29 protein-coding genes are annotated in these 26,342 nt (G+C 67.0%); 20 read left to right on the forward strand and 9 right to left on the reverse strand.

Annotated elements, in window-relative coordinates; genetic code table 11:
* The first annotated feature begins 3 nt into the window (after positions 1-3).
* The 4 genes from J0J10_RS05990 (at position 4) to rnk (ending at position 3,366) form a co-directional block, all read left to right on the forward strand.
* Positions 4-129, forward strand: a complete 126-nt coding sequence (locus J0J10_RS05990; protein ID WP_291645696.1) for a hypothetical protein — start codon at positions 4-6, stop codon at positions 127-129.
* A gap of 37 nt (positions 130-166) precedes the next feature.
* A complete protein-coding gene (locus tag J0J10_RS05995) occupies positions 167-1,171 on the forward strand; it encodes an NAD-dependent epimerase/dehydratase family protein (protein ID WP_291645697.1) in 1,005 nt (334 codons plus the stop codon).
* Complete coding sequence (locus J0J10_RS06000; protein ID WP_291645698.1) at positions 1,168-2,622, forward strand: aspartate aminotransferase family protein; 1,455 nt, start codon at positions 1,168-1,170, stop codon at positions 2,620-2,622. The genes J0J10_RS05995 and J0J10_RS06000 overlap by 4 nt, the downstream gene beginning before the upstream one ends.
* A 321-nt stretch (positions 2,623-2,943) precedes the next feature.
* A complete protein-coding gene (gene rnk / locus J0J10_RS06005) occupies positions 2,944-3,366 on the forward strand; it encodes a nucleoside diphosphate kinase regulator (protein WP_291645699.1) in 423 nt (140 codons plus the stop codon).
* 1 nt (position 3,367) lies between these two features.
* Here rnk and J0J10_RS06010 read toward each other — a convergent pair whose 3' ends face one another.
* From J0J10_RS06010 to J0J10_RS06020, 3 genes are all read right to left on the reverse strand, one after another.
* Positions 3,368-4,684 carry an FAD-binding oxidoreductase gene (locus tag J0J10_RS06010; protein WP_291645700.1) on the reverse strand — a complete coding sequence of 439 codons (1,317 nt, stop codon included), beginning with the start codon at positions 4,682-4,684 and terminating at the stop codon, positions 3,368-3,370.
* Positions 4,681-5,667, reverse strand: a complete 987-nt coding sequence (locus tag J0J10_RS06015) for a UbiA family prenyltransferase (RefSeq protein WP_291645701.1) — start codon at positions 5,665-5,667, stop codon at positions 4,681-4,683. Before J0J10_RS06015 ends, J0J10_RS06010 begins: the two co-directional genes overlap by 4 nt.
* A gap of 105 nt (positions 5,668-5,772) precedes the next feature.
* On the reverse strand, positions 5,773-6,828 hold the full coding sequence (locus tag J0J10_RS06020) for an MBL fold metallo-hydrolase (RefSeq protein ID WP_291645702.1): 1,056 nt from the start codon (positions 6,826-6,828) through the stop codon (positions 5,773-5,775).
* 160 nt (positions 6,829-6,988) lie between these two features.
* Here J0J10_RS06020 and J0J10_RS06025 point away from each other — a divergent pair, with 160 nt between their 5' ends.
* Both J0J10_RS06025 and J0J10_RS06030 read left to right on the forward strand, forming a co-directional pair.
* Positions 6,989-7,912, forward strand: a complete 924-nt coding sequence (locus tag J0J10_RS06025; RefSeq protein ID WP_291645703.1) for a tyrosine recombinase XerC — start codon at positions 6,989-6,991, stop codon at positions 7,910-7,912.
* An 85-nt stretch (positions 7,913-7,997) separates the two neighbouring features.
* Positions 7,998-8,579: a DUF4337 family protein gene (locus J0J10_RS06030; protein ID WP_291645704.1), complete on the forward strand. Its 582-nt coding sequence runs from the start codon at positions 7,998-8,000 to the stop codon at positions 8,577-8,579.
* Positions 8,580-8,639: 60 nt separating this feature from the next.
* Here the strand turns inward: J0J10_RS06030 and J0J10_RS06035 are convergent, their stop codons facing one another.
* Positions 8,640-9,440, reverse strand: coding sequence for an SDR family NAD(P)-dependent oxidoreductase (locus J0J10_RS06035; RefSeq protein WP_291645705.1), 801 nt, complete (start codon positions 9,438-9,440; stop codon positions 8,640-8,642).
* Positions 9,441-9,640: 200 nt separating this feature from the next.
* Between J0J10_RS06035 and J0J10_RS06040 the strand changes: the two genes are divergently transcribed.
* The 5 genes from J0J10_RS06040 to J0J10_RS06060 are packed head-to-tail and all read left to right on the forward strand — an operon-like array spanning position 9,641 to position 11,554.
* Entirely contained in the window at positions 9,641-9,967 is a 327-nt protein-coding gene (locus tag J0J10_RS06040; protein ID WP_291640936.1) for an ArsR/SmtB family transcription factor, read from the forward strand.
* Positions 9,964-10,395 (forward strand): SRPBCC family protein, encoded by a 432-nt coding sequence (locus J0J10_RS06045; protein WP_291640938.1) that lies wholly within the window; start codon positions 9,964-9,966, stop codon positions 10,393-10,395. Before J0J10_RS06040 ends, J0J10_RS06045 begins: the two co-directional genes overlap by 4 nt.
* 2 nt (positions 10,396-10,397) lie before the next feature.
* Entirely contained in the window at positions 10,398-10,655 is a 258-nt protein-coding gene (locus J0J10_RS06050) for a hypothetical protein (RefSeq protein WP_452117159.1), read from the forward strand.
* A 10-nt stretch (positions 10,656-10,665) separates the two neighbouring features.
* Positions 10,666-11,118, forward strand: coding sequence for a DUF1801 domain-containing protein (locus J0J10_RS06055; protein WP_291645706.1), 453 nt, complete (start codon positions 10,666-10,668; stop codon positions 11,116-11,118).
* A gap of 22 nt (positions 11,119-11,140) precedes the next feature.
* Positions 11,141-11,554 carry a DUF1801 domain-containing protein gene (locus J0J10_RS06060; protein WP_291645707.1) on the forward strand — a complete coding sequence of 138 codons (414 nt, stop codon included), beginning with the start codon at positions 11,141-11,143 and terminating at the stop codon, positions 11,552-11,554.
* On the opposite strand, the gene J0J10_RS06065 is transcribed toward J0J10_RS06060, so the two are convergent.
* Together J0J10_RS06065 and J0J10_RS06070 are read right to left on the reverse strand one after the other, a co-directional pair.
* A complete protein-coding gene (locus tag J0J10_RS06065) occupies positions 11,555-12,952 on the reverse strand; it encodes an amidase (RefSeq protein ID WP_291645708.1) in 1,398 nt (465 codons plus the stop codon).
* Between the two features lie 285 nt (positions 12,953-13,237).
* A complete protein-coding gene (locus J0J10_RS06070) occupies positions 13,238-14,101 on the reverse strand; it encodes an ABC transporter permease (protein WP_291645709.1) in 864 nt (287 codons plus the stop codon).
* A gap of 107 nt (positions 14,102-14,208) precedes the next feature.
* Between J0J10_RS06070 and J0J10_RS06075 the strand changes: the two genes are divergently transcribed.
* The gene (locus tag J0J10_RS06075) at positions 14,209-14,535 is read left to right on the forward strand and encodes a type II toxin-antitoxin system HicB family antitoxin (protein WP_291645710.1); all 327 of its coding nucleotides are present in this window, start codon (positions 14,209-14,211) and stop codon (positions 14,533-14,535) included.
* 16 nt (positions 14,536-14,551) lie between these two features.
* Here J0J10_RS06075 and J0J10_RS06080 read toward each other — a convergent pair whose 3' ends face one another.
* The 3 genes from J0J10_RS06080 to J0J10_RS06090 all read right to left on the reverse strand — a co-directional run bounded on the left by J0J10_RS06080 (position 14,552) and on the right by J0J10_RS06090 (position 18,195).
* A complete protein-coding gene (locus J0J10_RS06080; protein ID WP_291645711.1) occupies positions 14,552-15,499 on the reverse strand; it encodes an ABC transporter permease in 948 nt (315 codons plus the stop codon).
* Between the two features lie 228 nt (positions 15,500-15,727).
* Positions 15,728-17,218, reverse strand: coding sequence for an ABC transporter substrate-binding protein (locus J0J10_RS06085; RefSeq protein WP_291645712.1), 1,491 nt, complete (start codon positions 17,216-17,218; stop codon positions 15,728-15,730).
* 239 nt (positions 17,219-17,457) lie between these two features.
* Positions 17,458-18,195 carry a GntR family transcriptional regulator gene (locus J0J10_RS06090; protein WP_465247164.1) on the reverse strand — a complete coding sequence of 246 codons (738 nt, stop codon included), beginning with the start codon at positions 18,193-18,195 and terminating at the stop codon, positions 17,458-17,460.
* Positions 18,196-18,364: 169 nt separating this feature from the next.
* On the opposite strand from J0J10_RS06090, the gene uxaC reads away from it, so the two are divergent.
* From uxaC to J0J10_RS06130, 8 genes are all read left to right on the forward strand, one after another.
* Positions 18,365-19,768 carry a glucuronate isomerase gene (uxaC, locus tag J0J10_RS06095; RefSeq protein ID WP_291645714.1) on the forward strand — a complete coding sequence of 468 codons (1,404 nt, stop codon included), beginning with the start codon at positions 18,365-18,367 and terminating at the stop codon, positions 19,766-19,768.
* Positions 19,765-20,616, forward strand: a complete 852-nt coding sequence (gene kduI, locus J0J10_RS06100; RefSeq protein ID WP_291645715.1) for a 5-dehydro-4-deoxy-D-glucuronate isomerase — start codon at positions 19,765-19,767, stop codon at positions 20,614-20,616. Before uxaC ends, kduI begins: the two co-directional genes overlap by 4 nt.
* The gene (gene kduD, locus J0J10_RS06105) at positions 20,616-21,380 is read left to right on the forward strand and encodes a 2-dehydro-3-deoxy-D-gluconate 5-dehydrogenase KduD (protein WP_291645716.1); all 765 of its coding nucleotides are present in this window, start codon (positions 20,616-20,618) and stop codon (positions 21,378-21,380) included. The genes kduI and kduD overlap by 1 nt, the downstream gene beginning before the upstream one ends.
* Positions 21,377-21,718 carry a cupin domain-containing protein gene (locus J0J10_RS06110; protein ID WP_291640961.1) on the forward strand — a complete coding sequence of 114 codons (342 nt, stop codon included), beginning with the start codon at positions 21,377-21,379 and terminating at the stop codon, positions 21,716-21,718. The genes kduD and J0J10_RS06110 overlap by 4 nt, the downstream gene beginning before the upstream one ends.
* A gap of 92 nt (positions 21,719-21,810) precedes the next feature.
* Entirely contained in the window at positions 21,811-22,794 is a 984-nt protein-coding gene (locus tag J0J10_RS06115; RefSeq protein ID WP_291645717.1) for a TRAP transporter substrate-binding protein, read from the forward strand.
* Positions 22,795-22,926: 132 nt separating this feature from the next.
* Positions 22,927-23,460, forward strand: coding sequence for a TRAP transporter small permease (locus J0J10_RS06120; protein WP_291645718.1), 534 nt, complete (start codon positions 22,927-22,929; stop codon positions 23,458-23,460).
* Between the two features lie 3 nt (positions 23,461-23,463).
* Complete coding sequence (locus J0J10_RS06125) at positions 23,464-24,744, forward strand: TRAP transporter large permease (protein ID WP_291645719.1); 1,281 nt, start codon at positions 23,464-23,466, stop codon at positions 24,742-24,744.
* Positions 24,741-26,210 (forward strand): mannitol dehydrogenase family protein, encoded by a 1,470-nt coding sequence (locus J0J10_RS06130; protein ID WP_291645720.1) that lies wholly within the window; start codon positions 24,741-24,743, stop codon positions 26,208-26,210. Before J0J10_RS06125 ends, J0J10_RS06130 begins: the two co-directional genes overlap by 4 nt.
* Positions 26,211-26,342 lie beyond the last annotated feature (132 nt).

Consider the following 26,342-nt stretch of genomic DNA (forward strand, 5'->3'; position numbering starts at 1 on the left):
ACCATGGACCTGATCGCCCGTTTCATTCTGCGCCTCGGCACCTTCCTCGTCCCGCCGGCCGAGCCGGCGCTGAAGCCGGTCCCGGTGCCGGCGCGCACCCGCCCTCGCCTGCCCGACGCGCCGCGTTGATGCAGCCCTTGATCTTCGAACCAGCGGTTCCCCGGACATGAAACACATCATCATCGGCGGCGACGGCTTCGTCGGCTCGCACCTTGCCGAGGACCTCGCCGCCATGGGCGAGGAGGTCCTCGTCTGCGACATCCACAAGAGCGGCCACGCCCATTACGACAAGGTGCCGTTCCAGAAGATCGACGTCACCGACGCCGCCAGCGTCGAGAGCATCGCGCTGACGCCGGACGACCTCGTCTACAATCTCTCGGCCAAGATGCTGTCGCCGATCGTGACCCGCAAGGAACGCCACGATTTCTTCTGGCCGGTGAACTATCATGGCACCGAGAACATCCTGAAATGGATGGAGAAGAACGGCGCCCGCAAGCTCGTCCACTTCACCACCGACATGATCTACGGCCATGCCGTGACCGTGCCGCAGGACGAGACCCATCCGGCGAACCCACTCGGCGAATATGGCGAGAGCAAGCTCGCCACCGAGAAGCTCGCCCAGGGCTATCGCGACCGGGGCTTCCAGATCCCGATCTTCCGGCCGCGCCTGATCATCGGGCCGGGCCGGCTCGGCATCCTGGTCAAGCTCTTCCGGCTGATCGACCTCAACCTGCCGGTGCCGATGATCGGCGCAGGCACCAACCCCTATCAGTTCATCTCGGTCTTCGACTGCGCCAGCGCCTGCATCGCGGCCTGGAAGGCGGACTTCCCCAACAGCGCCTATAATCTCGGCTCAGATGATCCACCGCCGGTGAAGAAGCTGCTCGGCGACCTGATCAGGCATGCCGGCTCGAAATCGATCCTGCTGCCGACCCCGGCGCCTCTGGTCAAGTTCGCGCTCGACACGCTGGACGCGGTCAACCTGCCGATCATGGACCCCGAGCAGTACAAGATCGCCAACGAGGTCTGCATCCTCGACACCAGCAAGGCCAAGCGCGAGCTCGGCTGGACGCCCAGATACCGCGACGAGGACATGCTGCTCGCCGCCTACACCGAATACCGCAAAGCAAAGACCGCAGGGACCAAGGCCGAAAGGAGCCTCGCAGCATGAGCATGCCCGCTTACCGGAACGAGGACGACATGGCCCCCGCCACTCCCGCCCGCCCGAAGCTGATCAGCGTCGAGGCCGCCAAGCAGCTCGACGCCACCCAGGTGAAGGACCTCTTCACCAGCCATATCAATCCCGGCCAGGTGCATTTCCTGAAGCTGCTCGGCTTCGACAAGATCATCGTCGATCGCGCCGAGGGCATGCACTACATCACCAGGGACGGCCGCAAGATCCTCGATTTCTTCGGCGGCTTTTGCTCGGTCGCCTTCGGCCACAACCATCCGCGTATCATCGCGGCAAGGCAGAAGTTCCAGGCCGAGAACCGCCATGAGATCTGCATGGCGTTCATGTCGCAATATGCTTCGGCACTCGCCCACAACCTCGCCCAGATCGCGCCCGGCGATCTCGACATGGTCTTCCTCGGCTCGACCGGCTCGGAGGCGATGGAAGCGGCGCTGAAGGTCGCCGAGCAGGCGCAGGGGCCCGGCAGATCGAAGATCCTGCACGCCGCAAACTCCTTCCACGGCAAGACCAAGGGCGTGCTCTCGGTCACCGATTCCAACCTCTACCAGTCGCAGTTCAAGCTCGTCGACAACCGGGTCAAGGTACCCTTCGGCGATATCGAGGCGGTGCGGCTGGCGCTGGAGAGCGATCCGGCGATCGGCATCGTCGTGATGGAGACGATCCAGGGCGGCGGCGGCATCGTCGAGGCGCCTCTCGGCTTCTGGCGCGAGCTGCGTGCGCTCTGCGACAAGCATGGCGTGCTCTGGGTCGCCGACGAGGTCCAGTGCGGGCTCGGCCGCACCGGCCAGTTCTTCGCCTTCGAGCGTGACGGCGTCGTGCCGGACGTGACCGCGCTCGCCAAGGCGCTCGGCGGCTCCAAGGCCGCGGTCGGCGCGATGATCGCCCGCCGCGAGATCTACATGAAGGCCTATGGCAAGCCGAAGGCGGCGCTGATCCACGCCCAAGCCACGTTTGGCGGCATGGGCGAGGCCTGCATCAGCGCGATCGAGGGGCTCAACGTGCTCTATGAGGAAGACCTCATGGGCAATGCGCAGCGCCAGGGCGATTATCTGATCGCAAGGCTGAACGAGCTGCGCGCCAAGCATCCCAGCCTGCTCAAGGAGATCCGCGGCCGCGGGCTGATGATCGGCGTCGAGTTCCAGGACATCAGCGAGACCATGCCCTTCGGGCTGAAGCACATGGTCGCGCTGCTCGACGACAAGCTGAAGGGCTCGCTCTGCGGCTTCATCGGCGCGCTGCTGCTGAAAGATTACGACGTGCTCGTCGCCTTCACCGAGTACAACCGCAACGTCATCCGGCTCGAACCTCCGCTGATCGTCACCCGCGAGCAGTGCGACGAGTTCATCACGGCACTCGACGACCTGCTCTCGCGCAGCATCACCCGGATCGTCACCGACTATCTGCGCAAGGTCGCCGTCAGCAAGGGCTGACACGCTGCGACGACATCTCCCGGATGCCTGAGGGCCGGCGAAAGCCGGCCCTTTTTTCCGTGCGCCGTCTCATCCCCAAGCGAGGCTTGACAGAACCTCGGAACAAACCAACTTTATAGGCATGACCACGCTGCGCAGCACCGTTCTCCGGATCCTCCCGATCGCGGACGTTTAGCCCCGGACTCGGCCTTACGCGCCCCGAGTTCAGGGGTGCTGTCTACGCTGTCCGCAGCACGATCTTACAGGCGCAACCTCCACATTCACGTTTTTCGAAGCAGCGCCGCGCGTCGGCATGCGCCACCACAGGACATTCGCGTCATCATGACCCAGAAGCCGCCCCGCAAGCCCAAGATCGTCGTCACGGAAAGCGATCTCGAGCGCCTGACCGGTCTCGCCACCGCCGCCCTCGAGCGCATTCCCGAGGTCGCCGAGGAACTGCTGAACGAAATGGACCGCGCCAAGGTCGTCAGCCCCAAGCAGATGCCGGCTGATGTCGTGCGCATGGGCTCGATTGTCGAGTTCAGCTCCGACACGGCCCAGCAGCGCCGCGTCCAGCTCGTCTTCCCCGGAGAGGCCGATATCGAGCAGGGCCGGATCTCGATCCTGACCCCGATCGGCACCGCCCTGATCGGGCTCGCGGCCGGCCAGTCCATCGCCTGGACGGCGCGCGACGGGCGCCAGCACACCCTGACCGTGCTGACGGTCGAGCAGCCGGCCGCCACGCCGGAGAAGGCCCCGGCCTGACTCAGACGCCCTCGGTCACCCGCCGCCAGAACCCGGAGGAAAAGCCGGGATCGATATGGCGGGCGAAATCCCGCCAGTGCGGGAAGGACGCTGCAAAAGTGGCCGGCGACATGCGCGCATCCTTGTAAGGGTTGACACGCCCGCCGGCCGAGATCGCGATGCGGTCGAGCTCGTCGAGCAACCGCAAGGTACGCTCGCCGCGATGCGGAAAATCGAGCGTCAGCGTCGCCCCGGCGATCGGAAACGACATCATCCCCGGCGACGGCACGTCGCCGAACAGCTTCAGCACCGTCAGGAATGAGCTCTCGCCGGCGCCGAGCGTCCGGCGCAGCATCGCCTCGACGGCGGCGCGGGCATCGGCCATCGGCACGGCGCACTGGAACTGGCGCAGCCCCTTCGGCCCATAGGCCCGGTTCCAGTTGCTCACCCGATCGAGCGGGTAGAAGAACGGCCGGTAGGGAATGCGCCGGGGCTCTGCCGTCTTCGGCTGAGCGGCGAGATACAGCGCATTGAAGGCGCTGAGCGTCAGCCGGTTGATCAGCGAGACCGGCGGCGTGATCGGGAAAGGCAGTGTCCGCGCAGCCTTGGGCGGCGGCGCCGAAGAGGCCGGAGCATGATTGGCCCGGAAGAACACCCCGCGCCCGAAGCTCCGGCCGCCGGCAGCTGAATCGATCCAGGCGACGGTGTAGTCATGCGTCGCATCCGAGTCCGCCGCGATCTCGAAAAAGCGCTCCAGCCCCTCGAAACGGATCGCCTCCTGCAGCATCTCGCCGGATTCGACCCTCATCAATTGCAGCGTCACCTGCGTGACGAGGCCGGTCAGCCCCATGCCGCCGATGGTCGCGGCGAAAAGGTCGGCGTGCTCGGCCGGCGAGCAGGTCAGGCGCGCCCCGTCCGAGCGGGCAAGTTCGAAGGACAGCACATGCCGGCCGAAGGTTCCGGCGCGGTGGTGGTTCTTGCCGTGGACGTCGTTGGCGAGCGCCCCACCGATGGTGACGAAGCAGGTGCCCGGCGTCACCGGCGGGAACCAGCCGAGCGGCACCGCGCGCTCCAACACCTCGTCGAGCAGGACGCCGGCCTCGCAGACCATCACCCCGCTCGTCTCATCGAAGGAGAGGATGCGTCCGAGCCGGCGCGCCGCGATCAGCCCGCCGCCATCGTTCAGACAGGAATCGCCATAGGAGCGGCCATTGCCATAGGCGAGCACCGGGACATCCTGCGCAGCCGGAGCGGCGAGCCAGTCGGCCGGTTCGAGCAGCTCCGAGCCATGCGTGCGCAGCCCGCCCCAGGAGCGAAGATCGGCGGACCGGCCTTTCACGGCAGGACCGAGGCGGCGACCATGATGACGACGACGACCGCCCCCATCAGCTGGCTGCGCCAGTCACGGATCATGAACACCAGCGGATCGTCCGGCATCTGGCCGCGCCGGGCCATGAACCAGATCCGCGCCATCTGGTAGAGCACGATCGGGCAGATCAGCCAGATCAGCTGCGGATAGCGGTAGAGCTCCTTGACCGCGGCACTGTCGACATAGAGCGCCATGATCAGCGCACAGGTGCAGCCCGAGGCCATGCCGAGCTGGGAGAGCGCCTCGATATCCTCGGCATGATAGCCACGCCCGGCCTTCTTCAACCCGGACTGGTCCTGGGTGATGCGCAATTCGGCATAGCGCTTCACCAGCGCCAGGCTGAGGAAAAGGAACATCGAGAAGGCGAGCAGCCAGGACGAGAGCGGGATAGCAGCCGCCGCATTGCCGGCAAGGATGCGCAAAGTGTGCAGCGCCGCGAGGCCGAGCACATCGACGAGCAGCTTGCGCTTGAGGAAGAACAGATAGGCCAGCGCCAGCACGAGATAGGCGCCGAGCGCTAAAAGATAGAGATCCGGGCGCGGCAGGAACCAGGCGAGCCCGAAGGCCACGATCATCAGGCCTGGCACCATCGCATAGGCCTGCGCCTTGGTGATCTCGCCGGCTGCGAGCGGGCGCTTGCACTTGGTCGGGTGGCGCCGGTCGGCCTCGACGTCGACGATGTCGTTCAGGAGGTAGATCGAGGAGGCCAGCAGCGAGAACGAGATGAAGGCGATTGCGCCATAGGCGACGGCGTGGACGTCGAAGACGTCGTGATTGAGCAGGATCGGGACGAAGACGAGGCCGTTCTTGAGCCAGTGATGCGGTCGCATCGCCCGGATGATCGCCGGAATCGCCATGGCTCTGTTTTTTCCCGTCGTTTTCGCGGCATTCCGCGCCTCCGACGGTCCAACAGCGTCAGTACCCACCGAAATCACGCCTCCATTGGCGTGCATCAATGGCGAGAAAATCCTAATTCCGCGTAGTGACCAACCGTCAGCGGTCAAGCTTCGGCCATCATACTTAATGTTTTTGCCCGAACGGCCGCAGCCGGAGATGGCTCAGCGACCGGGCTCGACCTGCATGATGCCGTCCTTCGGCGCCGCCCAGCGCAGCTCGCCCAGCCGCAGCATCGCATTCACATGGGCGAAGACCTCGCTGAAGGCGAAGCTGAGCTGGTGCGGATCGAGCGGGCGGGTGAACATCACCGGCACGAGCGCAGCGACCGAATGCGGCCCGTGCGCCACGGCTTCCGCGATCAGCCGGCAGCGTTCGCCATGATGCTCTGCGAGCTCGGCGCAGCGTGCCTGCAGGCCACGGAACGGCAATTGATGCCCGGGCAGGACCAGCGTCTCCGGCGGGATCGCCGCCGCGATGGCGCGTAGCGAGCGCAGATAGAGCCCGAGCGGATCGCCCTCGGGGTCGACCGCCCAGACGCTGATATTCGGCGTGATCTTGGCCAGGACCTGGTCGGCGGCGAGGAAGATGCCGGCCTCGGCGCAATGGAACATCAACTGCTCCGGCGCATGCCCGTCGCCCGCCAGCACCGAGAAATCGCGCCCGCCGATCCTCAGCACATCGCCGGCGACGACGCGGGTGAAAGTCGGCGGCAGCGGCGTCACCATGCGCAGATAGCCGTGGCCGAGCGTCGAGACGACTTCGGTGACCTGCGCGTCGAGACCATGGCGCAGGTAGAAATCCTTGTAGACCGGTGCCTCGGAGGCGCCCGGGCTCAGCGAGATGTTGAGACAGCCGAGATAGCTGGTCTGGCTGGTCAGGAGCGGGGTATCGAACTGCTCGTGAAGCCAGCCGGCGAGGCCGATATGGTCCGGATGGTAATGCGTCACGAACAGCCGCGTCAGGCGCCTTCCGGCGAGCGGGCCGGAGGTCAAGGCGAGCCAGGCGGCCTTGGTCGCGGCATCGCCGATGCCGGTATCGATCACCGCCCAGCCATCGCCGTCCTCGATCAGGTAGATGTTGACGTGGTCGAGCCGGAAAGGCAGCGCGATGCGGGCCCAGAGCACGCCGGGCGCGACCTCGATCACCTGCCCCGGAGCCGGCGGTTCGGGAAAGGGAAAGCTCAGGCCCTGGCTGTCGATCGCGTTCAAAATGGTCACCCCTGAACAATCTCCGCTCTGGCTCATAGCAGCGGTCGCAGGCCGCGGGAATGCCGGCAAACACGATGGCGGCCATCGCTCCTGGTTATGAGGACGACCGCAAGGTCCAAGCGGCACTGACGCACAGCGCTTGTTAAGGCGCGCGCGCCATGATCGGAACATGAGCGATTTCGACACCTTGCAGCGCGACTGGCTCGCCCATCTCGGGCATGAGCGCCGGCTTTCGCCGAAGACGCTCGAAGCCTATGGCCGCGATCTCAACCAGTTCCGCGCCTTCCTCGATGAACATCTCGGTGCTTCGCCCGACCTCAAGGCCGTCGCGGCGCTGAAGCCCGCCGATCTGCGCGCCTTTCTCGGCCAGCGCCGCCGCGACGGTGCCGGCAACCGCACCTTGATGCGCCAGCTCGCGGCCCTGCGTTCGCTCGCCCGCTTCGGCGAACGCGACGGCCGGCTCAGCGCCGCCGCTTTCGCCGCGACGCGCGGCCCGCGCCTCGGCAAGGGCCTGCCGCGCCCGCTCGATGCGAGGGCAGCCGCCGCCGTCACCAAGGCGGATTCCCGCATCGGCGAGGATCGGCCCGACTGGGTGCTGGCGCGCGACGCCGCCGTGCTCTCGCTGCTCTATGGCAGCGGCCTGCGCATTTCCGAGGCCCTCGGCCTGAAGCGCGCCCAAGCCCCGGCCAGCTCCGGCGACGCCCTGACCGTGCTCGGCAAGGGCGGCAAGACCAGAATGGTGCCGGTGCTGCCGGTCGTCGTCGACGCCGTTGCGCAGTATCTCGCGCAATGCCCCTGGCGGCTCGAGCCGGACGGGCCACTCTTCGTCGGGGTCAAGGGCGGGCCGCTCTCGCCGCGCATCATCCAGCTCGCGGTCGAAGGCCTGCGCGGCTCGCTCGGCCTGCCCGGCAGCGCAACCCCGCATGCGCTGCGCCACTCTTTCGCCACGCATCTGCTCGGCCGCGGCGGCGATCTGCGCGCAATCCAGGAACTGCTCGGCCACGCCTCCCTCTCGACGACGCAGGTCTACACCCGCATCGATTCCAGCCGGCTGCTCGCCGCCTATGACGCCGCCCACCCCCGCGCCCGTTGATAACGCCTGACCCTACGGAAATCCCGCTTGATTCCGCGCCGCAACCGGATGATCTGCGCTGCGCGATCCCCGGGGAATCAGGTCCATGGCTGCAGCTACCCAAGACGTCACCGAGGAGAGCACGACCGGGAGCAGGGTCAACAAGCGCATCGCCCTGCTGATCGCGATCCTCGCGCTGATGCTGGCCTTCGCCGAGATCGGCGGCAAGAACGCCGAGCAGGACGCGCTCGCCAGGAACATCGAGGCCTCCAATCTCTGGGCCTTCTTCCAGGCCAAGACCATTCGCGGCACCACCTTGCGCACCGCCGCCGAGGCGATGGAGGTCGAGCTCGCCGGCACGACCGAGCCGGCCACCCGCGAGCGGTTGCAGAAACGCATCGATGGCTGGAAGGCGACGATCGCCCGCTACGACACCGAACCCGAAACCCAGGAAGGCCGCAAGGAGCTGATCGCCCGCGCCAAGGCGGCGGAAGCCCGACGCGACATCTCCAGCGCCCGCGACGACAAATACGACATCGTCTCCGGCCTGCTCCAGATCGCCATCGTGATCTCCTCGGCGGCGATCATCACCGGCGTCGCCATGCTGGCCTGGACCGGCGGCGCCCTCGGCCTGCTCGGCCTTGGCCTGATGGTGCTGGCCGAGCTCGCGCCGACCGCGCTGTTCTGAAGGCCGTTCGCCTCCCCTCACCGCTCATCCTGAGGAGCTGACGGGCCGGGATGCGGCCGCTCAGTAGTGGATCGCCCCCCGCGTGCCGCCGCCGGCGGCGATGGCGTCGCCATTCACCGCGACGCTGCGCGGCGAGGCCAGGAAGGCGACGAGGTCGGCGATCTCCGCCGCGTCGACCAGGCGGCCGATCGAGACATTGGCGGCCGCGCGGCGCTCCATCTCGGCCGCATCGACGCCGGCATCGGCGGCCCGCGCCGCGAACATGCCCGCCGTCTTCTCGGTGCGCGTCACGCCGGGATGCACCACGGTGACATTGATCCCCTTCGGGCCGAGCTCGTCGGCGAGGTTCTTGGTCAGCGCCGCCACGGCGACATTGCGGATCGAGCTGATGGCCGAGCCGGTCATCCGCGCATTGAGGCCGCTGATATTGATGATCCTGCCCCAGCCATTGGCGGCCATGATCGGCGCCGCCTCGCGGGCCGTGCGCAGATAGCCCATCACCTTGACGTTGACGTCGTCCCAGAACAGCGCGTCGGTGATCTCGGCGAGCTTGGGCGGCACCGCCTGGCTCGCCGGCCGCGCCGCGGCATTGACCAGGATGTCGAGCCCGCCGAGCGCGGCGACCGTGCCGGTGACGAGCGCCTTCACCGAGGCATCGAGCTGCGTGTCAACGGCGAGCCCGACGACCTTGCGCCCGCTCTCCTGCGCCAGTTCGGCCGCGGCAGCGTCGAGCTCCGCCTGATTGCGGGCGGCGATGACGACATCGACGCCTTCCAGCGCCAATTGCCGCGCAATCGCACGACCGATCCCTTTGCTGCCCCCGGTAACGAGGGCACGCTTGCCGCTGAGCTTCAGATCCATGGTGAGGTTCCCCAGAAGGCGGACCGCAGCGCGGCGCCGGCACCGCCGTCGCCCCCGCGTTTTCCAGTGCATCGTGCTGGACCGCCACGATGCGGTCCAGCACCCGCGACGCGCCTCCGCCCTGCACCGTCGACGCATGCGCTTGACCAATTCATATCTCTATGGTTATGAATCAAATCATAGCCAATGAGTTATAGATCATGACACCGGTTGCTCACGACATCCTGTTCAGGACGCTCGCCGACCCGACCCGGCGGGCGATCTTCGAACGCCTCTGCCGCGACGGCGAACAGACCGTCGGCGCCCTGACGGCCCAGGCCGGGGTCTCGCAGCCGGCCGTGTCCAAGCACCTTGGCGTGCTGAAACAGGCCGGCCTGGTGCGCGACCGCCAGGAAGGTCGCCAGACCCATTACAGCCCCCAGATCGGGGCGCTCAGCCCCATGATCGACTGGACCAGCCAGATGATCGGCTTCTGGGAAGCACGCTTCGACGACCTCGAAAATTTGCTCGACAGGATGGACCAGTGAGCACCACCACCCCGCAGACGCGCTCGGTGATCGTCGAGCGCGAGATCGCCCATCCGCCGGAGAAACTCTGGCGCGCCCTGACCCAGCCGCATCTGATCGCGGAATGGCTGATGCGGAACGATTTCGTGCCGAGCCTCGGCCACCGCTTCAAGCTACATGGCGACTGGGGTGGCGTGCTCGATTGCGAAGTCCTCGCCATCGAGCCGAACCGCACGCTGTCCTACAGCTGGGACCTCGCCCATGAGGAGGCGGCCTTCAGCCTGAAGAGCGTGGTCACCTTCACGCTCTCTCCGACCCCTAAGGGCACGCTGCTGCGCATGGAACAGGTCGGCTTCCGGCCGGACCAGAAGCTGGCCTATGGCGGCGCAAGGAGCGGCTGGCCGCGCTTCTTCGACAAGCTCGAAGAGCTGCTCGCAAAAGCCGAATAGCCATGTCGCCCCACTCCGGTTTCAGGAAGGAGGCTTCGTTGACCTTGAACGGCTCCATTCGGCTGGCCCATCGCTGGCTGTCGATCATCTTCACCGCGACCGTCATCGCCAACTTCGTCGCCATGGCGCTGGGCGAGCCGCCGGCCTGGATCGTCTATTCCCCGCTGCTGCCGCTTTTCCTGATGATGGTCTCCGGGCTCTACATGTTCGTGCTGCCCTATGCTGCCGGTCGGCGGCAAGGGCGGCGGGCGGAAGGCTAGGAGCGAAGCTATGGCCGGCAAGAGTTCGAAGGCGGCTACGAAGCCGAAAGCCGAAGACGCGCAACCCGTGCTCCTTTCGGGCGGCAATCCGCAGATCGCCAAGGGCTATGGCGAGGCGCCGATCCAGGCCTATATCGCCGCCATGCCAGGCTGGAAGAGCGGTCTCGGCACCCGGCTCGATGCGCTGATCAGCGCCGCTGTCCCCGGCGTCAGGAAGGCGGTGAAATGGAACTCGCCGCTCTACGGCGCCGACGAACAGAGCTTTTTCCTCGGCCTGCACTGTTTCGCGAAATACGTGAAAATCTCCTTCTTCCGCGGCGCCGCGCTCGACCCGCTGCCGCCCGGCCCCTCCAAGCAGAAGGAGGTGCGCTATCTCGATATCTACGAGCAAGACGAACTCGACGAGGCCCAGTTCACCGCCTGGGTAAAGCAGGCAGCAGCCTTGCCGGGCGAGAAGATGTGAAGCGCGACAAGGAGATCGGTCGATGCAGCAGGAGAACGACAAGCCCGGCGATGTCGCCTCCGCCTCCGCGTTGATCGACGCCCGGATCGCGGAACTGACCGACTGGCGCGGTGCGGCGCTGGCACAAGTCCGCGCCATCATCCGGCAGGCGGATCCGCAGGTGATCGAGAGCTGGAAATGGCGCGGCGTCCCGGTCTGGGAGCATGCCGGCATCCTCTGCACCGGCGAGACCTACAAAAGCGCGGTGAAGCTGACCTTCGCCAAGGGCGCCTCGCTCCCCGATCCCGCCGGCCTGTTCAATGCGAGCCTCGACGGCAACACAAGGCGCGCCATCGACATTCATGAAGGCGATGCGATCCACGAGGCAGCGCTTGCTGCGCTGATCCGCGCCGCCATGGCGCTGAATGCGGCGGGGAAGAAAACGAAGAAGGCCTGATCAAACCGCGTGCTGGGGAGCGCGCGGCCATTCCGGCCCCTGCCCGCGTAGCTGCTCCCAGGCCCGCGCCATCTGCAGCACGCCGAGATCGTCGAAGCGTTTCCCGGTGATCTGCAGGCCGATCGGCAGGCCTGATGCCGTCATGCCGGCATGGACCGAGACCGAAGGCTGGTCCGACATGTTGGCCGCGACGGTGAAGACGATATGCTCGAAGGGCCGCTGGGGATCGTGGAGCGGCGAAGCGAGTTCGGCGGCAAAGCTCGGCACCGGCGAGACCGGCGAGAGCACATAGTCGAAGGGCTGGGCCGCCTTCAGCGCCGCATGGCGGATTGCCAGCATCTGGCTCATGCCGCGATGCACCTGCGCGCCGCTGAGGGCACGGCCGCGCTCTGCCCAAGCGTAGATATAGGGCAGCACCTTGCCCTGCCTCTCCCTCGGCAGCGCGCCGATCTCGGCCCAGGCGCGCTGGCGCCAGAAATCGTCGAGTCCGTCGAGCATATCCTGCGTCAGGAAAGGTGGCATCGTCTCGACGATCGCGCCGGCTTGGCGAAAGGCCTCGGCCGCCCGAACGATCGCTGCCCTCACCTCCGGCTCAACCGGCAGGCCGATGCCGGCTTCCAGCTGCAGCCCGATCCTGAGCCCGCGCGGCTCGCGCTCAAGGTCGAGCCAGGCGATCTCCTGCGGCGGCAAGCTCATCGGGTCGCGCTCGTCCGGTTTCGAAAGCTCGCGCATCATCAGGGCCGCATCGGCGACGGTGCGGGTCATCGGCCCGGCGACGCGGCCGTAATAGGTCGGGTCGATCGGCACCCGGCCGAAGCTGGGCTTCAGCCCGACGAGCCCGCACCAGCCGGCCGGCAGGCGGATCGAGCCGCCGATATCGGTGCCGACATGCAAGGGGCCGTAGCCGGCCGCCCCCGCCGCGCTCGCGCCGGCCGAGGAGCCGCCGGGGTTTTTCGAGAGGTCGAACGGGTTGCGCGCCAGTTTGTGGAAGCTCGACAGGCCCGAGGAGAGCATGCCGTAATCGGGCATGGTGGTCTTGCCCAGGATGACGCAGCCGGCCTCGCGCAGGCGCTGCGCCGGCGGCGCGTCGGCTGCAGCAGGGGCCAGTTCCGTCGCCGCCGTGCCGAGCGGCACGGGCACACCCTGCGTCGCGATGTTCTCCTTGATCGTGCAGGGCACGCCGTCGAGCGCCAGCGCCTCGCCCCGGCGCCAGCGCGCCTCGCTCGCCTTGGCGGCGGCGCGTGCGCCTTCGGGGTCATAGGCATAGAGCGCGTTGAGCGACGGCTCCCATCGTGCGATCCGCGCGATCACCGCCTCGGCGACCTCGACCGGCGAGAGCTCGCGCGAGCGAAAGGCGTTCAGCATGTCGACGGCGCTGAGATCGGCGAACTCGATCATCGGGAGATTCCCACAGTCAGTGTTGAAGCAAACGAACCGCGACAGTCATTCCGGGGCTTCGCGCCAGCGAAGAGCCCGAAACCCAGGAACACGACAGGTTTCCAGTTCGTCATGCTCGCCCTTGTGGCGAGCATCCACGTCTTGAACACGGCACTCGGCCAGCGAAGGCGTTGATGGCCGGGACAAGCCCGACCATGACGGAGGGAAATCGTGTTCGGGTGTTTCATGCTCAGGCCTCTTGGCCCGCCCGGAAAGACAAAGAGGTTCCACACCGGATCATCGTCCTCAATCCCGCGAACGCCGCGTGCGTGGATCGACCGCGTCGCGCAGGCCGTCGCCCAGGAGGTTGAAGGCCAGTACCGAAAGCGCAATCGCCATGCCCGGGAAGATGGCGAGCCAGGGCTGGGCTGCCATAAAGGTCTGCGCCTCGTTGAGCATTCGGCCCCAGGACGGGTTCGGCGGCTGCGTGCCGAGCCCGAGATAGGACAGGCCGGCCTCGGCGAGGATGGCGAGCGCGAACTGGATCGTCGCCTGCACCACCAGCACGCCGGCAATATTGGGCAGGATGTGCAGCCGGGTGATGGTGATCTCCCTCAGCCCGGCGGCGCGCGCCGCCAGCACATAGTCAAGCGCCCAGCATTGCAGCGCCGCCCCGCGTGCGAGTCGCGCAAAATAGGGCAGGCTGTAGATCGCGATGGCGATCACCGCATTCATCATGCCCGGTCCCCAGACTGCGCTGATCATGATCGCCGAGAGCACGGCCGGGAAGGCGTGGCTGAAATCGGCCATGCGCATGATCAGATTGTCGAGCAGCCCGTCGCGCCGCATCGCCGCAAGCAGGCCGAGCGCGCTGCCGACGGTGAGGCCGAGGCCGACAGCGCCGAGGCCGACCGCCAGCGAATTGCGGGCGCCGACCATGATCATCGAGAAGACGTCGCGGCCGAACTGGTCGGTGCCGAACCAGTGCTCGGCCGAGGGCGGCCGCAGACGCTTGAGGATCGCCATCTGCTTGGGATCATAGGGCGTCCAGACATAGGAGATCAGCGCCGCGGCGACGACGAGCCCGGCGAGGACGAGACCAGCAAGGAAAGATGGGCTGGCCCACCAGTGTCGCGGGCGCCCCCGCATGACAGGCTGCGGCGGCCTCATGTCGCACGGCTCCCGTCGCATGAGCGCCACCCCGGCGCGGTGAACTCGGCTATGCTCGGGCAAGCCAATGGGCTGAGCATTCGTCCGTTCGCGAGGAGGTTCAGGCTATGCCGCGCGTCATCGCGCTCATTCACCAGTCGGCCGGCGTCTTCGGCATCAGCTTCCCGGATTTCCCGGGCTGCCTCTGCTCCGCCGACAGCCTCGACGAAACCCTGCGCCGCGGCACTCGCGCGCTGACCCGGCATGTGGCGGCGATGGTCGCGGACGGGCTTGCCATCCCCGCGCCGCGCCCACTGGCGGCGCTGCGCACCGCCCCTGATTTCGCCGAAGACATCGCCGAGGCTGTCCGCATCGTGGCGGTCGATCTGCCGGTCCCCGAGCCGCGCCCTTTCGCCCCGGCCGGCGCCGCCCGCATCGGTCTCGGCTGGCATTGAAAGCTGCGCCATCGCGTCAATCCGCCTGCCGCAGGCGCGGATCGATGACGCCGTAGAGCAGCTCGACCAGGAAATTAACCAGCACGACCAGCGCGCAGAACAGCATGACGAGGTCCTTGACGACGATCAGGTCGTGCTGGGCGATCGACTGGAAGACCAGCCGCCCGAGTCCCGGCAGGGCGAAGACGTTCTCGATGATGATCGCGCCGGCGATCATCATCGAGAACTGCAGCCCGAGAATGGTGACGACCGGGATCAGCGCATTGCGCAGCACATGGCGCAGCATGGTCCGGCGCCGGCTCACCCCCTTGGCCCGGGCGGTCCGGACATAATCCTGCTGCATCGTCTCCAGCATCGCCGCCCGGGTGACGCGCGCCAGGATCGCCGCCTGCGGCAGGGCGAGCGCGATCGCCGGCAGCAGCAGCGCCTTGAAGGCGGGCACGAGCCCAGCACCCCAGCCGGGAAAGCCGCCGGCCGGGAGCCAGCCGGCACCGACCGCAAAGACCAGCACCAGCAGGAGGCCGAACCAGAAGTTCGGAATCGCGAGGCCCGCCTGCGCGAAGACCATCACTGCCGCATCGCCCGGCCGATTGTGATGCGCCGCCGCGACGGCGCCGAGAGGAATGCCGATCGCCATTGCGAGCAGGATCGCCATCGCGGCGAGCGGCAGCGTCACCACCATACGTTCGCCGATCAATTGCGTCACCGGCACGCGATAGGTGTAGCTGAGGCCGAGATCGCCGGTCAGGAGCCCGCCTATCCAGGTGAGGAAACGCACCGGAGCCGGCCGGTCGAGGCCCATTTCCATGCGCAGCGCCGCCAGAGCTTCGGGCGCGGCGTTGAGGCCGAGCGTCACCGCCGCCGGATCGCCCGGCAGGATTTCGAGCACCAGGAAGATCACCAGCGCAGCGCCGAGCAACGTCGCGGCCAGGGCGAGCAGCCGGCGCAGGAGATAGGCGGTCACGGGGCGCTCCGCTGGCTCTGCCCGGACGAGGCGACGCGAAACGGGCCTGAGAGCCGCGGGGAACCCTTCTCCCGTGTGGGAGAAGGGCAGGGATGAGGGCCTGCCCTAACCACAGAGGGCGCAACGGCGACGCTCCACTTATCGATCAGCGGCGGTCCCTCACCCCTGCCCCTCTCCCATCCGGGAGAGGGGTTCCCCGCGGATATCCCGATCGCCATCGAAAAACACCTACCGCCAGCGCACCTCCGCCAGCGGCGTCAGCGGCAGCGGCCAGTCGGTCCACATGCCCTCGAGATCGGCTTTGGTCACGGTCAGCTTCGGCAGGATGAAGAGGAAGCCGTTGACCGCGTCGCGCGCCAGCATGCGCTGCGCCTCGCCATAGAGCCTGTTGCGCTCGGCCTCGTCGAGCGTGCCGTCGATCTTGGCCATCAGCGCCTTGAACTCGGGGTTCTTGTACTGGAAGTAGTAGTCGTCGCGCGCATAGTTGCCGATGTCGAGCGGCTCGGTATGGGCGATCACCGTGAGGTCGAAATCCTTGCCCCGGAACACCCGCTCCAGCCATTGCGGGAATTCCAGCGGCTCGATCGAGGCGTTGATGCCGATCTGCGCCAGCAAGGCCGCGATGATCTCGCCGCCGCGGCGCGCATAGGCCGGCGGCGGCAGGCGCAGCGTGCAGGAGAAACCGTTCGGGAAGCCCGCCGCCGCGAGCAGGCTCTTGGCCTTGGCGATGTCGACCGGATAGGTGCCGGTCAGATCGACATAGGCCGGGTGCAGCGGCGAGAAATGGCTGCCGATATAGTCGAGATCGAAGCCGTAGACGCCGAGCGCGATGGTCTTGCGGTCGAGCACATGCGAGATCGCCTGGCGCACTCGGATATCGCTGAACGGCGCCTTGGCGTTGTTGATGGCGAGGATGGTCTCGCCCTCGGTCTTGCCGAGCGTGACCTTGAGCTTGGGGTCGGCCTTGAGCTGCGGGATCGCCTCCGGCGCCGAGAGATTGGTGAAGGCGTCGATGTCGCCGGCCCGGAGCGCCGCGACCTGGGCCTGCGGATCACCGATAAAGCGGAACACGGCCTTGGCGAGTGCCGGCTTCGGCCCCCAATACTCGGCGTTGCGCTCGAATTCGAGCCGGTCGCCGCGGTTCCAGCGCGCGAACTTGAACGGTCCGGTGCCGACCGGCCTGGTCTTGTTGTCCGCCGCCGTCGCCGGCGAGACGATGATCGCGTCGCCCCAGGCGAGGCCGTAGACGAAATTCGCCGTCGGCTGCTTCAGCGTGATCGTAACCGTCACCGGGTCCGGCGCTTCAATCGCGGCGATCTGCGTGAAGATCCAGCGCTGCGCATTGGTCGAATCGGGCGCCACCGCGCGCTCGAAGGAGAACTTCACGTCGCGTGCAGAGAACGGCGTGCCGTCATGGAAACGGGCATTGGGCCGCAGCTTGAAGGTATAGGTCAGCCCGTCCGCCGAGACCGTCCAGCTTTCGGCCAGCGCCGGCACGATCTTGCCGGTGCGGTCCATGGCGACGAGGCCCTCGAAGATGTTCTGCAGCACGACCTCGCGGATCGCCTGCGCCGCGCCCGATGTCGGATCGAGCGTCGGCGGCTCGAGCGTCATGCCGATCACGACGCTGTCCTTCGCCTGCGCGAAGGCGGGCAGCGAAAACTGGGTGGCGAGCGCGGCGACACCCGCCCCCGCCAGAAGATCGCGCCGCGTCGTCATCGTCCGCCTCCCTGATTTGGCGGCGCAAGATGGCGCGGGAACGAAGCGGGAGGCAAGAGCGCTGAAGGCTGCGGCATCCCCTCTCCCGGTTGGGAGAGGGATAGGGGTGAGGGCCCGCCACCAATTGTTAAGGCGAGGCGACACCGTCGCGCGTTCTGTGGATAGGGCAGTCCCTCATCCCTGCCCTTCTCCCACACGGCAGAAGGGTTCCCCGAGCCTCACGCTGCCAGCAGTGCAGATCACACGAAATAATCCGGATTGCTCGCCTGCAGATGGACGAGATCAGGCAGCAGCGTGCCGAGATGCTGGCGCATCGCCGCGATCGCGGCCGGCGCGTCATGGCGCCGGACCTCGTCGACGATGGCGAGGTGCTCGCGGATCACCATCTCCATGCGCCCGGGCACCGGCAGGGTCATGCGCCGGCAGCGGTCGATCTGGCTCTTGGCCGCCTGGGCGAGCTTCCAGACGCCGGGATAGCCGGCGCCCTGCGCCAGCGCCTCGTGAAAGGCCTCATCGGCGCGGTGGAAGCTCTCCTGGTCACCGCTGTCGAAGGCCTCGTGCTGGCGGGCAATGGTCGCATCCAGCCGGGCGATGTCCTCGGCGCTCGCATGCTCCGCCAGCAGTTCGACCGTGGCGCATTCCAGCGCCTGGCGAATGAACACCGCCTCCGGGATCGCACCGACCGGGATGCGCGCGACGAAGGTGCCGGCCTGCGGGAATATCTCGACGAGGCCTTCTTCCTTCAGCCGGATCAGCGCCTCGCGCACCGGCGTGCGGCTCATCCCGAAACGGGCGGTCAGATCCTTCTCCGATAACGGCGCTCCCGGCCGCAGCTCCATGTCGAGGATCTCGCGCCGGAGTTCATCCTGCACCATCGCCGCCGCCGTCGCGCGCCCGGCCGGCACGACGGCCATGCGCTGCGGCCGCCGCTCGCGCCGGCCTCCACCGGCTTCCCGATCGCTCATGGCTTCCGACATCGCCTCGCCCCGGCCATGATTGTCGCCTCCCGAATAGGACATGACGCGAGTCGTCATTTGTCGTCTTCAACCGACTAACACGACTCTGTTTGACGAACTAGTATATTAGTATATTGACCACGCCTCAGCGCCGTGCCTATGGTCACGGCCATAAGAGGAAACGCCAGCGATGCTGCTGCACGACGATCGTCTCTTGCCCGCCGAACCGGTGACGCGCGGCATTGCGCGCCGCCTCTATGCCGGCATTCGCGACCTGCCGATCATCTCCCCGCATGGCCATACCGACCCGCGCTGGTTCGCCGAGGACAAGCCGTTTCCCGATCCGGCGACGCTGTTCGTCAAGCCCGACCACTACATCTTCCGGATGCTCTATTCGCAGGGCATCAAGCTCGAAGAGCTCGGCATCGCCCGCAAGGATGGCGGTGAGGTCGAGGCCGACCCGCGCAAGATCTGGAAGCTTTTCGCCAGCAACTGGCACCTGTTCAGGGGTACGCCGACCCGGCTCTGGTTCGAGCATGCCGCCAACACGATCTTCGGCATCCGCGAGCGGCTCAGCGCCGACAATGCCGACAAGATCTATGACCGCATCGCCGAGCAGCTGGAGCAGGACGCATTCCGGCCGCGCGCTTTGTTCGAGCGCTTCAACATCGAGGCGATCGCGACCACCGAAGGCGCGCTCGACCCGCTGAAATGGCACGACATGATCAAGGCGTCCGGCTGGGGCGGCAAGGTCGTCACCGCCTATCGGCCCGACAGCGTCGTCGATCCCGAATTCGAGGGCTTCAAAGGCAATCTCGAGCAGTTCGGCGAATTGACCGGCGAGGATGTCACGAGCTGGAACGGCTATCTCGAGGCTCATCGCAAGCGCCGCGCCTATTTCATCGCGCGCGGGGCGACCTCTTCCGACCATGGCCACGCCACGGCCCGCACCGCCAACCTCACCCAGGCCGAATGCGAGAAGCTCTTCGCCAAGATCCTGAAGGGCAAGTTCTCGGCCGAGGATGCCGACCTGTTCCGCGGCCAGATGCTGACCGAAATGGCCAAGATGAGCCTCGATGACGGGCTCGTCCTGCAGATCCATCCCGGCTCCTACCGCAACCACAACCCGTATCTGTTCGAGCAGTTCGGCCGCGACATGGGCTGCGACATCCCGCGCGGGCTGGACTATGTCTCGGCGCTGAAGCCGCTGCTCGACGCGGTCGGCAACGAACCCGGCTTCACCGTCATCGCCTTCACCCTCGACGAGACCGTGTATTCGCGCGAGCTCGCCCCGCTCGCCGGCCATTATCCGGCGCTGAAGCTCGGGCCTGGCTGGTGGTTCCTCGATGCGCCCGAGGCGATGCTGCGCTTCCGCGAGCTGACCACCGAGACGGCAGGTTTCTACAACACCGTCGGCTTCAACGACGATACCCGCGCCTATCTCTCGATCCCGGCGCGCCACGACGTCGCCCGCCGGATGGACTGCCACTACCTCGCCAAGCTCGTCGCCGAGCACCGGCTCGACGAGGACGAGGCGGCGGAACTCGCCCATGACCTCGCCTATCGCCTGGCCAAGGAGGCCTACAAGCTGTGACCGCCGCGACCAGCAGGATCGACGAACGCCAGGCCGCCCATCCGCGCGATGTGCGCGGTTACGATACCGAGGCGCTGCGCCAGGATTTCCTGATCGAGCGCATCTTCGTGCAAGGCGAGATCGCGCTGACCTACAGCCATTACGACCGCATGATCGTCGGCGGCGCGATGCCGTCGGCCAGCCCCCTGACGCTCGACCCGTTCGCGCCGACCGGCACGCCCTTCTTCCTGGCGCGACGCGAGCTCGGCGTGATCAATCTCGGCGGTACCGGCTCGGTCAGCGTAGACGGCGAGCGCTTCGACCTGCCGAGCCTCGACGCGCTCTATGTCGGCCTCGGCGCTAGGGAAGTCTCCTTCGCCAGCGCCGATCCGGCTGATCCGGCCAAGTTCTACCTGACCAGCGCCCCGGCGCATCGCGAGGCGAAGCACCAGCTCATCCGCAAGGACGAGGCCAACACCCTGCATCTCGGCTCGGCGGAGACGTCGAACAAGCGCACCATCCGGCAATACATCATGCCGAACTCGACCGGCACCAATCAGCTGGTGATGGGCATGACGGCGCTGGAGCCGGGCTCGGTCTGGAACTCCATGCCCTGCCACACCCATACGCGGCGCATGGAGGCCTATCTCTACTTCAACCTCGATCCCGCCCATCGCGTCTTCCACTTCATGGGCGAGCCACAGCAGACCCGCCACATCCTCGTCGCCAACGAGCAGGCGGTGATCTCGCCGAACTGGTCGATCCATTGCGGCTGCGGCACCTCGAACTACGCCTTCGTCTGGGCGATGGCCGGCGACAATGTCGAGTTCACCGACATGGATGCCGCCCCGGTGGAGACCCTGCGCTGATGCCGACGCGCTCGCCCTTCTCGCTGGAAGGCCGGCGGGCGCTGGTCACCGGCGCCAATACCGGCATCGGCCAGGGCATTGCCCTGGCGCTGGCGCAGGCCGGCGCGACCGTGATCGCAGCCGGCCGATCGAGCATGGCCGAAACGCAGACACTGATCGCCGATGCCGGCGGAACCTGCCTGCCGCTCCAGGCCGATCTCCAGCAGAACGGCATCGCCGCGCGCGTCATCGACGAGGCCGGGGCGCTCGCCGGCCCGCTCGACATCCTCGTCAACAATGCCGGCATCATCCGCCGGGCGGACGCGCTCGACTTCAGCGAGAGCGACTGGGACGAGGTGATGAACCTCAATCTCAAGGCCAATTTCTTCCTGGCCCAGGCCTTCGCCAAGGCGGCGCTCGCGGCCGGTCGCAGCGGGCGCATCGTCAACATCGCCTCGCTGCTCTCCTTCCAGGGCGGCATCCGCGTCGCCTCCTATACGGCGAGCAAGAGCGGCCTCGCGGGGCTGACGCGGCTCCTCGCCTGCGAATGGGCGCAGCACGGCATCAACGTCAACGCGATCGCGCCCGGCTATGTCGAGAGCAACAACACGCAAGCGCTGCGTGCCGATCCCGAGCGCAACGCCGCGATCCTCGGCCGCATCCCGGCCGGGCGCTGGGGCAAGCCCTCGGATATCGGCGGCGCGGCGGTGTTCCTGGCGAGCGACGCCGCTTCCTACATCCACGGCGCGATCCTTCCTGTCGACGGAGGCTGGCTGGCACGATGACCGACCGTCTCGACGCCTTTTTCCAGCATGATGCGGATATCGCCTGGGAGGCGACCGATCCCGGCATCAAGCGCAAGATCATGGGCTATGGGCCGGATCTGATGGTGGTGCGCGTCGCCTTCGAGAAGGGCGCGGTCGGCAAGCCGCATCAGCACCCGCACCGCCAGGCCTGCTTCGTCGAGAGCGGCGTCTTCGACGTCACCATCGATGGTGAGACCAGCCGACTTTCCGCCGGCGACAGCTTCTTCGTGCCGGCGAACCTCGTCCATGGCGTCGTCGCCATCGAGGCCGGGCAGCTCGTCGATTCCTTCACGCCGATGCGGGAGGAATTTCTCTAGACATCGCCGCGCCGGCCCTCTGCGGCCATGGCGCTCGCCACGGGCAAAAACGACCGGAAAATCCGGCAGGTTTCAACGGGAGGGACTTCAACATGATCACGAGACGGTATTTCGCCGCGCTTGCGGGCGCGGCCTTCATCACCAGCTTCAGCCTGTCGGCTCAGGCACAGAACGTCACCCTGCGCTCCACCGACATCCATCCGACAGATTACCCGACGGTCGAGGCCGTCCGCCACATGGGCAAGCTGCTCGACGAGCGCACCCAGGGCCGTATCAAGATCAACGTCTTCCACTCGGCCCAGCTCGGCCAGGAGAAGGACACGATCGACCAGACGCGTTTCGGCGTCATCGACATGAACCGCATCAACATGGCGCCGTTCAACAATCTGATCCCGGCGACCAATGTGCCTTCGCTGCCCTTCATCTTCCGTTCGGTCGACCATATGCGGAAGGTGATGGACGGGCCGATCGGCGACAATCTCCTGAAGGATTTCGAGAAGCACGACCTGATCGGCCTCGCCTTCTACGATTCCGGCTCGCGCTCCTTCTATAATTCCAAGAAGGCGATCAACACGCCCGCCGACATGAAGGGCATGAAGATCCGCGTCCAGCAGTCGGACATGTTCGTCGCGCTCGTCTCGGCGCTCGGCGCCAATGCGACGCCGATGCCCTTCGGCGAGGTCTATTCGGCGCTCCAGACCGGCGTCATCGACGGCGCCGAGAACAACTGGCCGTCCTATGAATCGACCCGGCATTTCGAGGTCTCGAAATTCTATTCGCAGACCGAGCACTCGCTCTCGCCGGAGGTGCTGGTGATGTCGAAGAAGAGCTTCGACAAGTTCAACGCCGCCGACCAGGCGCTGATCAAGACGGCCGCCAAGGAATCCGTCGCCAAGATGCGCGAGCTCTGGGACGCTCGCGAAAAGGCTTCCGAAGCCAAGGTCAAGGCCGGCGGCGCCCAGGTGAACAGCGTCGAGAAGCAGCCCTTCATCGACGCGATGAAGCCGGTCTACGACAAGTTCGTCACCGATCCCAAGCTCAAGGACATGGTCGCCGCGATCCAGGCGGTGAAGTGAGCTGAATGGCGGGGCGGCCTCCGGGCTGCCCCGTTTTTTTATCGAGGAGGCCCCCATCCCGAGACGTCGCTTCGCGGCTCCTGAGAATGCGGGCTGAGCATAAGCAATCGGCAGACATCATCTGGACATCCCATGCACGCCTTCACCGCGCTTCTGACGCGCCTCGGCGCCAAGCTCAGCCTGTACTCGCTCGTCGCCGCCGGCACCGGCCTCGTCCTGATGACGGCCATGGTCGCCTGGGGGGTGTTCGGCCGCTACGTCCTCAACGACACGCCGATCTGGGTCGAGGCCGGCTCGCTCTTCCTGATGTCCTGGTTCATCCTGCTCGGCGCCGCCGTCGGCGTGCGCGAGAGCGACCATCTCGGCTTCGAGGTCGGGCTGATCATGTCGCCGCCACCCATGCGGGCCGCGCTGATCCTGATCGGCGAGGGGCTGGTCTGCGCCTTCGGCCTCGCCATGCTGGTCTACGGCACCCAGCTCGCCATGGGCACCTGGAGCGACCGCATGCCGATCATCGGCATCTCGCGCGGCTGGGACTATGTCCCGATCGCCGCGGGTGGCGCCCTGATCGCCCTGTTCGCACTCGAGAAGATGCTGCTCTTCGTCACAGGCCTGAAGCAGGCCCCGCTCGGCTTCGGCCATTTCGGCTCCGAGCAGGAGGTCTGAGCCATGGAACTCTGGGTTCTGTTCGGCTCCTTCTCGCTGCTGCTGCTGATCGGCGTGCCCGTCGCCTTCTGCCTCGGCATCGCCTCGGTCGCGACCGTCGTCTATATGGGCCTGCCGCCGGTCGTCGTCTTCCAGCAGATGAATTCCGGCATGAACGCCTTCGCCATGATGGCGATCCCGTTCTTCATCTATGCCGGCGATCTGATGATCCGCGGCGGCATCGCCGAGCGCCTGATCCAGATGGCGGCGAGCCTGGTCGGCCACCTGCGCGGCGGCCTCGGCCAGGTCAATGTCGTGACCTGCACGCTCTTCGGCGGCATTTCCGGCTCGGCCGTCGCCGACGCCTCGGCGGTCGGCGGGCTGATGATCCCGCAGATGAAGAAGCGCGGCTACGATGCCGACTACGCCGTCAACGTCACCGCCAACGCGGCGATCATCGCGCTCCTGATCCCGCCTTCGCACAACATGATCATCTATTCGCTGGCGGCGGGTGGCAATCTCTCGATCGCCGACCTCTTCACCGCCGGCATCGTGCCCGGCCTGATGCTCTGCAGCGCGCTGATGGTCGCGGCCTGGGCTGTGGCGGTGAGGCGCGGCTACCCGCGCGAGGCCTTTCCGGGCTTCGCCGCTGTCGGCCGCTATGTCGTCGTCGCCACGCCCGGCATCCTCCTGATCGGCATCATCTTCGGCGGCGTCCGCTCCGGCGTCTTCACCGCGACGGAATCCTCCTGCGTCGCGGTGGTCTACGCCATCCTCGTCACCATCCTGGTTTATCGGCAACTGACCTGGACCGCCTTCGTCGAGGCGACGCTCGGCGCCGTCCGCACCACGGCAATGGTGCTCCTGGTCATCGGCGCCGCCGGCTCGTTCGGCTGGCTGATGGCCTTCCTGCAGGTGCCGCAGGCGACGATCGCGGCGATGAAGGCGGTCTCCGACAACCCGCTCACCATCCTGCTGATGATCAACTTGATCCTTCTGGTGCTCGGCACCTTCATGGACATGGCGCCGATGATCATCATCTGCACGCCGATCTTCCTGCCGGTGGTCAAGGCCTTCGGCGTCGACCCGATCCATTTCGGCGTGATCCTGATTCTCAACGCCGGCATCGGCTTGAACACCCCGCCAGTCGGCTCGGTACAATTCGTCGCCTGCGCCATCGGGCGCATCTCGATCGGCGAATCCATGCGCACGATCTGGCCCTTCTACGGCGCCTCGGTTGCCGTGCTCCTGCTCGTGACCTATGTGCCGGGCTTCTCCCTCTGGCTGCCGAGGCTGTTCCATTGACCCGCCTGTCTTCCGCCACGCTCGCCGCCCTGCCTGCCACCGTCCGACGGCCCGGCTATGATCGCGCTGCGCTCACACCCGGCATCGTCCATCTCGGGCTCGGCGCCTTCGCCCGTGCCCATCTCTGCGAATTCACCGACGATGCGCTGGAGACCGAATTCGGCGCCTGGGGCATCACCGGCGCCAGCCTGCAAAGGCCCGACCAGCGCGACCGGCTGAAACCCCAGGACGGGCTCTACACCTTCCTGAAGCGGGCCCCTGCCGGGCCTGAGCTGCGCGTCATCGGCTCGGTCCTCGACGTCCTGGTCGCGCCCGAGAGCCCGCAGGCGCTGGTGGCGAAGCTCGCCGCGCCGGAGACCAGAATCGTCTCGCTCACCGTCACCGAAAAGGGCTATTGCCACGATCCGGCAACCGGCAGGCTCAGGGCCGACCATCCTGACATCGTCCGCGACCTCGCCGATCCCGGCGCGCCGCGCTCGGCCATCGGCCTGATCGTCGCCGGCCTCGCCGCCCGCAAGGCCGCCGGCCTTGGCCCGTTCACCGCGCTCTGTTGCGACAACCTGCCCGCCAACGGCCATGTCCTGGCCGGCCTCGTCCGCGATTTCGCTGCGCTGCACGACGACAAGCTCGCGGCCTGGATCGAGGCCAATGGCGCCTTTCCCTCGACCATGGTCGACCGGATCGTGCCGGCGACCACCGAGGCCGATATCGCCGAGGTGGTGCGCCTCCTCGGTCAGGATGATGCCGCCCCGGTGATCGGCGAGCCCTTCCGGCAATGGGCGATCGAGGACCGCTTCGTCGCCGGAAGGCCGCGCTGGGACGCGGTCGGTGCCCAGATGGTTTCCGAGGTCGCGCCCTTCGAGTTCATGAAGCTGCGCATGCTCAATGGCGCCCATTCGAGCCTCGCCTATCTCGGCTATCTCGCCGGCCATGAGACGGTCGCCGATGCCAGTCGCGATCCGGTCTTCGCGCGCTTCCTGCAGGGGCTCTGGAGCGAAATCATCCCGACCGTGCCGGCCCCGCAGGGCGTCGACCTCAAGGCCTATGCCGGCGACCTCCTCGCCCGCTTCCAGAATCCGGCGATCCGTCACCGCACCTGGCAGATCGCCATGGACGGCTCGCAGAAGCTGCCGCAGCGCCTGCTCGGCACCATCCGCGAGCGCTTGAAGGCCGGTGCGCCGATCGATCACCTCGCGCTCGGCGTCGCCGCCTGGATGGCCTATGTCGCCGGCACCGACGAGAAGGGCGCCGCGATCGACGTGCGCGACCCGCTCGCCGCCGAGTTCGCGACGCGCGCCAAGGCGGTCGGCCGCAATGCCGCGGCACTGAGCGAAGCCCTGCTCGGCCTCGGCGCGATCTTCGGCGACGACCTGCCGCGCGAGCAGCGCTTCACGCAGGCCGTGGCGGGGCATCTCGGCAACCTGTTCCAGAAGGGTGCGAAGGCGACGGCGGCGACGCTGGGATGAACGCTCGACGCTGCCGAGCCGAGCTCGGGGAACCCTCTCCTGTAAGGAGAGGGCAGGGTGAGGTGTTGGCGGCAAGACCAGTTGCGTGAGCGCTGACCGCGGCTGCGTTGCGGCGAGCGTTTTCTCTCCCGA

Source organism: Allobosea sp., from assembly GCF_017308075.1.
In the GTDB taxonomy this organism is placed as follows: Bacteria; Pseudomonadota; Alphaproteobacteria; order Rhizobiales; family Beijerinckiaceae; genus Allobosea.

Coding starts and splice junctions, on each gene's coding strand:
- J0J10_RS06060 (WP_291645707.1), top strand. CDS start 11,141: ATGCAGCAGGAGAACGACAAGCCCGGCGATGTCGCCTCCGCCTCCGCG.
- uxaC (WP_291645714.1), top strand. CDS start 18,365: ATGCTGCTGCACGACGATCGTCTCTTGCCCGCCGAACCGGTGACGCGC.
- J0J10_RS06015 (WP_291645701.1), bottom strand. CDS start 5,667: ATGCACGCCAATGGAGGCGTGATTTCGGTGGGTACTGACGCTGTTGGA.
- rnk (WP_291645699.1), top strand. CDS start 2,944: ATGACCCAGAAGCCGCCCCGCAAGCCCAAGATCGTCGTCACGGAAAGC.
- kduD (WP_291645716.1), top strand. CDS start 20,616: ATGCCGACGCGCTCGCCCTTCTCGCTGGAAGGCCGGCGGGCGCTGGTC.
- J0J10_RS06125 (WP_291645719.1), top strand. CDS start 23,464: ATGGAACTCTGGGTTCTGTTCGGCTCCTTCTCGCTGCTGCTGCTGATC.
- J0J10_RS06070 (WP_291645709.1), bottom strand. CDS start 14,101: ATGAGGCCGCCGCAGCCTGTCATGCGGGGGCGCCCGCGACACTGGTGG.
- J0J10_RS06090 (WP_465247164.1), bottom strand. CDS start 18,195: ATGTCGGAAGCCATGAGCGATCGGGAAGCCGGTGGAGGCCGGCGCGAG.
- J0J10_RS06085 (WP_291645712.1), bottom strand. CDS start 17,218: ATGACGACGCGGCGCGATCTTCTGGCGGGGGCGGGTGTCGCCGCGCTC.
- J0J10_RS06030 (WP_291645704.1), top strand. CDS start 7,998: ATGGCTGCAGCTACCCAAGACGTCACCGAGGAGAGCACGACCGGGAGC.
- J0J10_RS05995 (WP_291645697.1), top strand. CDS start 167: ATGAAACACATCATCATCGGCGGCGACGGCTTCGTCGGCTCGCACCTT.
- J0J10_RS06025 (WP_291645703.1), top strand. CDS start 6,989: ATGAGCGATTTCGACACCTTGCAGCGCGACTGGCTCGCCCATCTCGGG.
- J0J10_RS06065 (WP_291645708.1), bottom strand. CDS start 12,952: ATGATCGAGTTCGCCGATCTCAGCGCCGTCGACATGCTGAACGCCTTT.
- J0J10_RS06110 (WP_291640961.1), top strand. CDS start 21,377: ATGACCGACCGTCTCGACGCCTTTTTCCAGCATGATGCGGATATCGCC.
- J0J10_RS06035 (WP_291645705.1), bottom strand. CDS start 9,440: ATGGATCTGAAGCTCAGCGGCAAGCGTGCCCTCGTTACCGGGGGCAGC.
- J0J10_RS06075 (WP_291645710.1), top strand. CDS start 14,209: ATGCCGCGCGTCATCGCGCTCATTCACCAGTCGGCCGGCGTCTTCGGC.
- J0J10_RS06055 (WP_291645706.1), top strand. CDS start 10,666: ATGGCCGGCAAGAGTTCGAAGGCGGCTACGAAGCCGAAAGCCGAAGAC.
- J0J10_RS06000 (WP_291645698.1), top strand. CDS start 1,168: ATGAGCATGCCCGCTTACCGGAACGAGGACGACATGGCCCCCGCCACT.
- J0J10_RS06040 (WP_291640936.1), top strand. CDS start 9,641: ATGACACCGGTTGCTCACGACATCCTGTTCAGGACGCTCGCCGACCCG.
- J0J10_RS06050 (WP_452117159.1), top strand. CDS start 10,398: ATGTCGCCCCACTCCGGTTTCAGGAAGGAGGCTTCGTTGACCTTGAAC.
- J0J10_RS05990 (WP_291645696.1), top strand. CDS start 4: ATGGACCTGATCGCCCGTTTCATTCTGCGCCTCGGCACCTTCCTCGTC.
- J0J10_RS06120 (WP_291645718.1), top strand. CDS start 22,927: ATGCACGCCTTCACCGCGCTTCTGACGCGCCTCGGCGCCAAGCTCAGC.
- J0J10_RS06115 (WP_291645717.1), top strand. CDS start 21,811: ATGATCACGAGACGGTATTTCGCCGCGCTTGCGGGCGCGGCCTTCATC.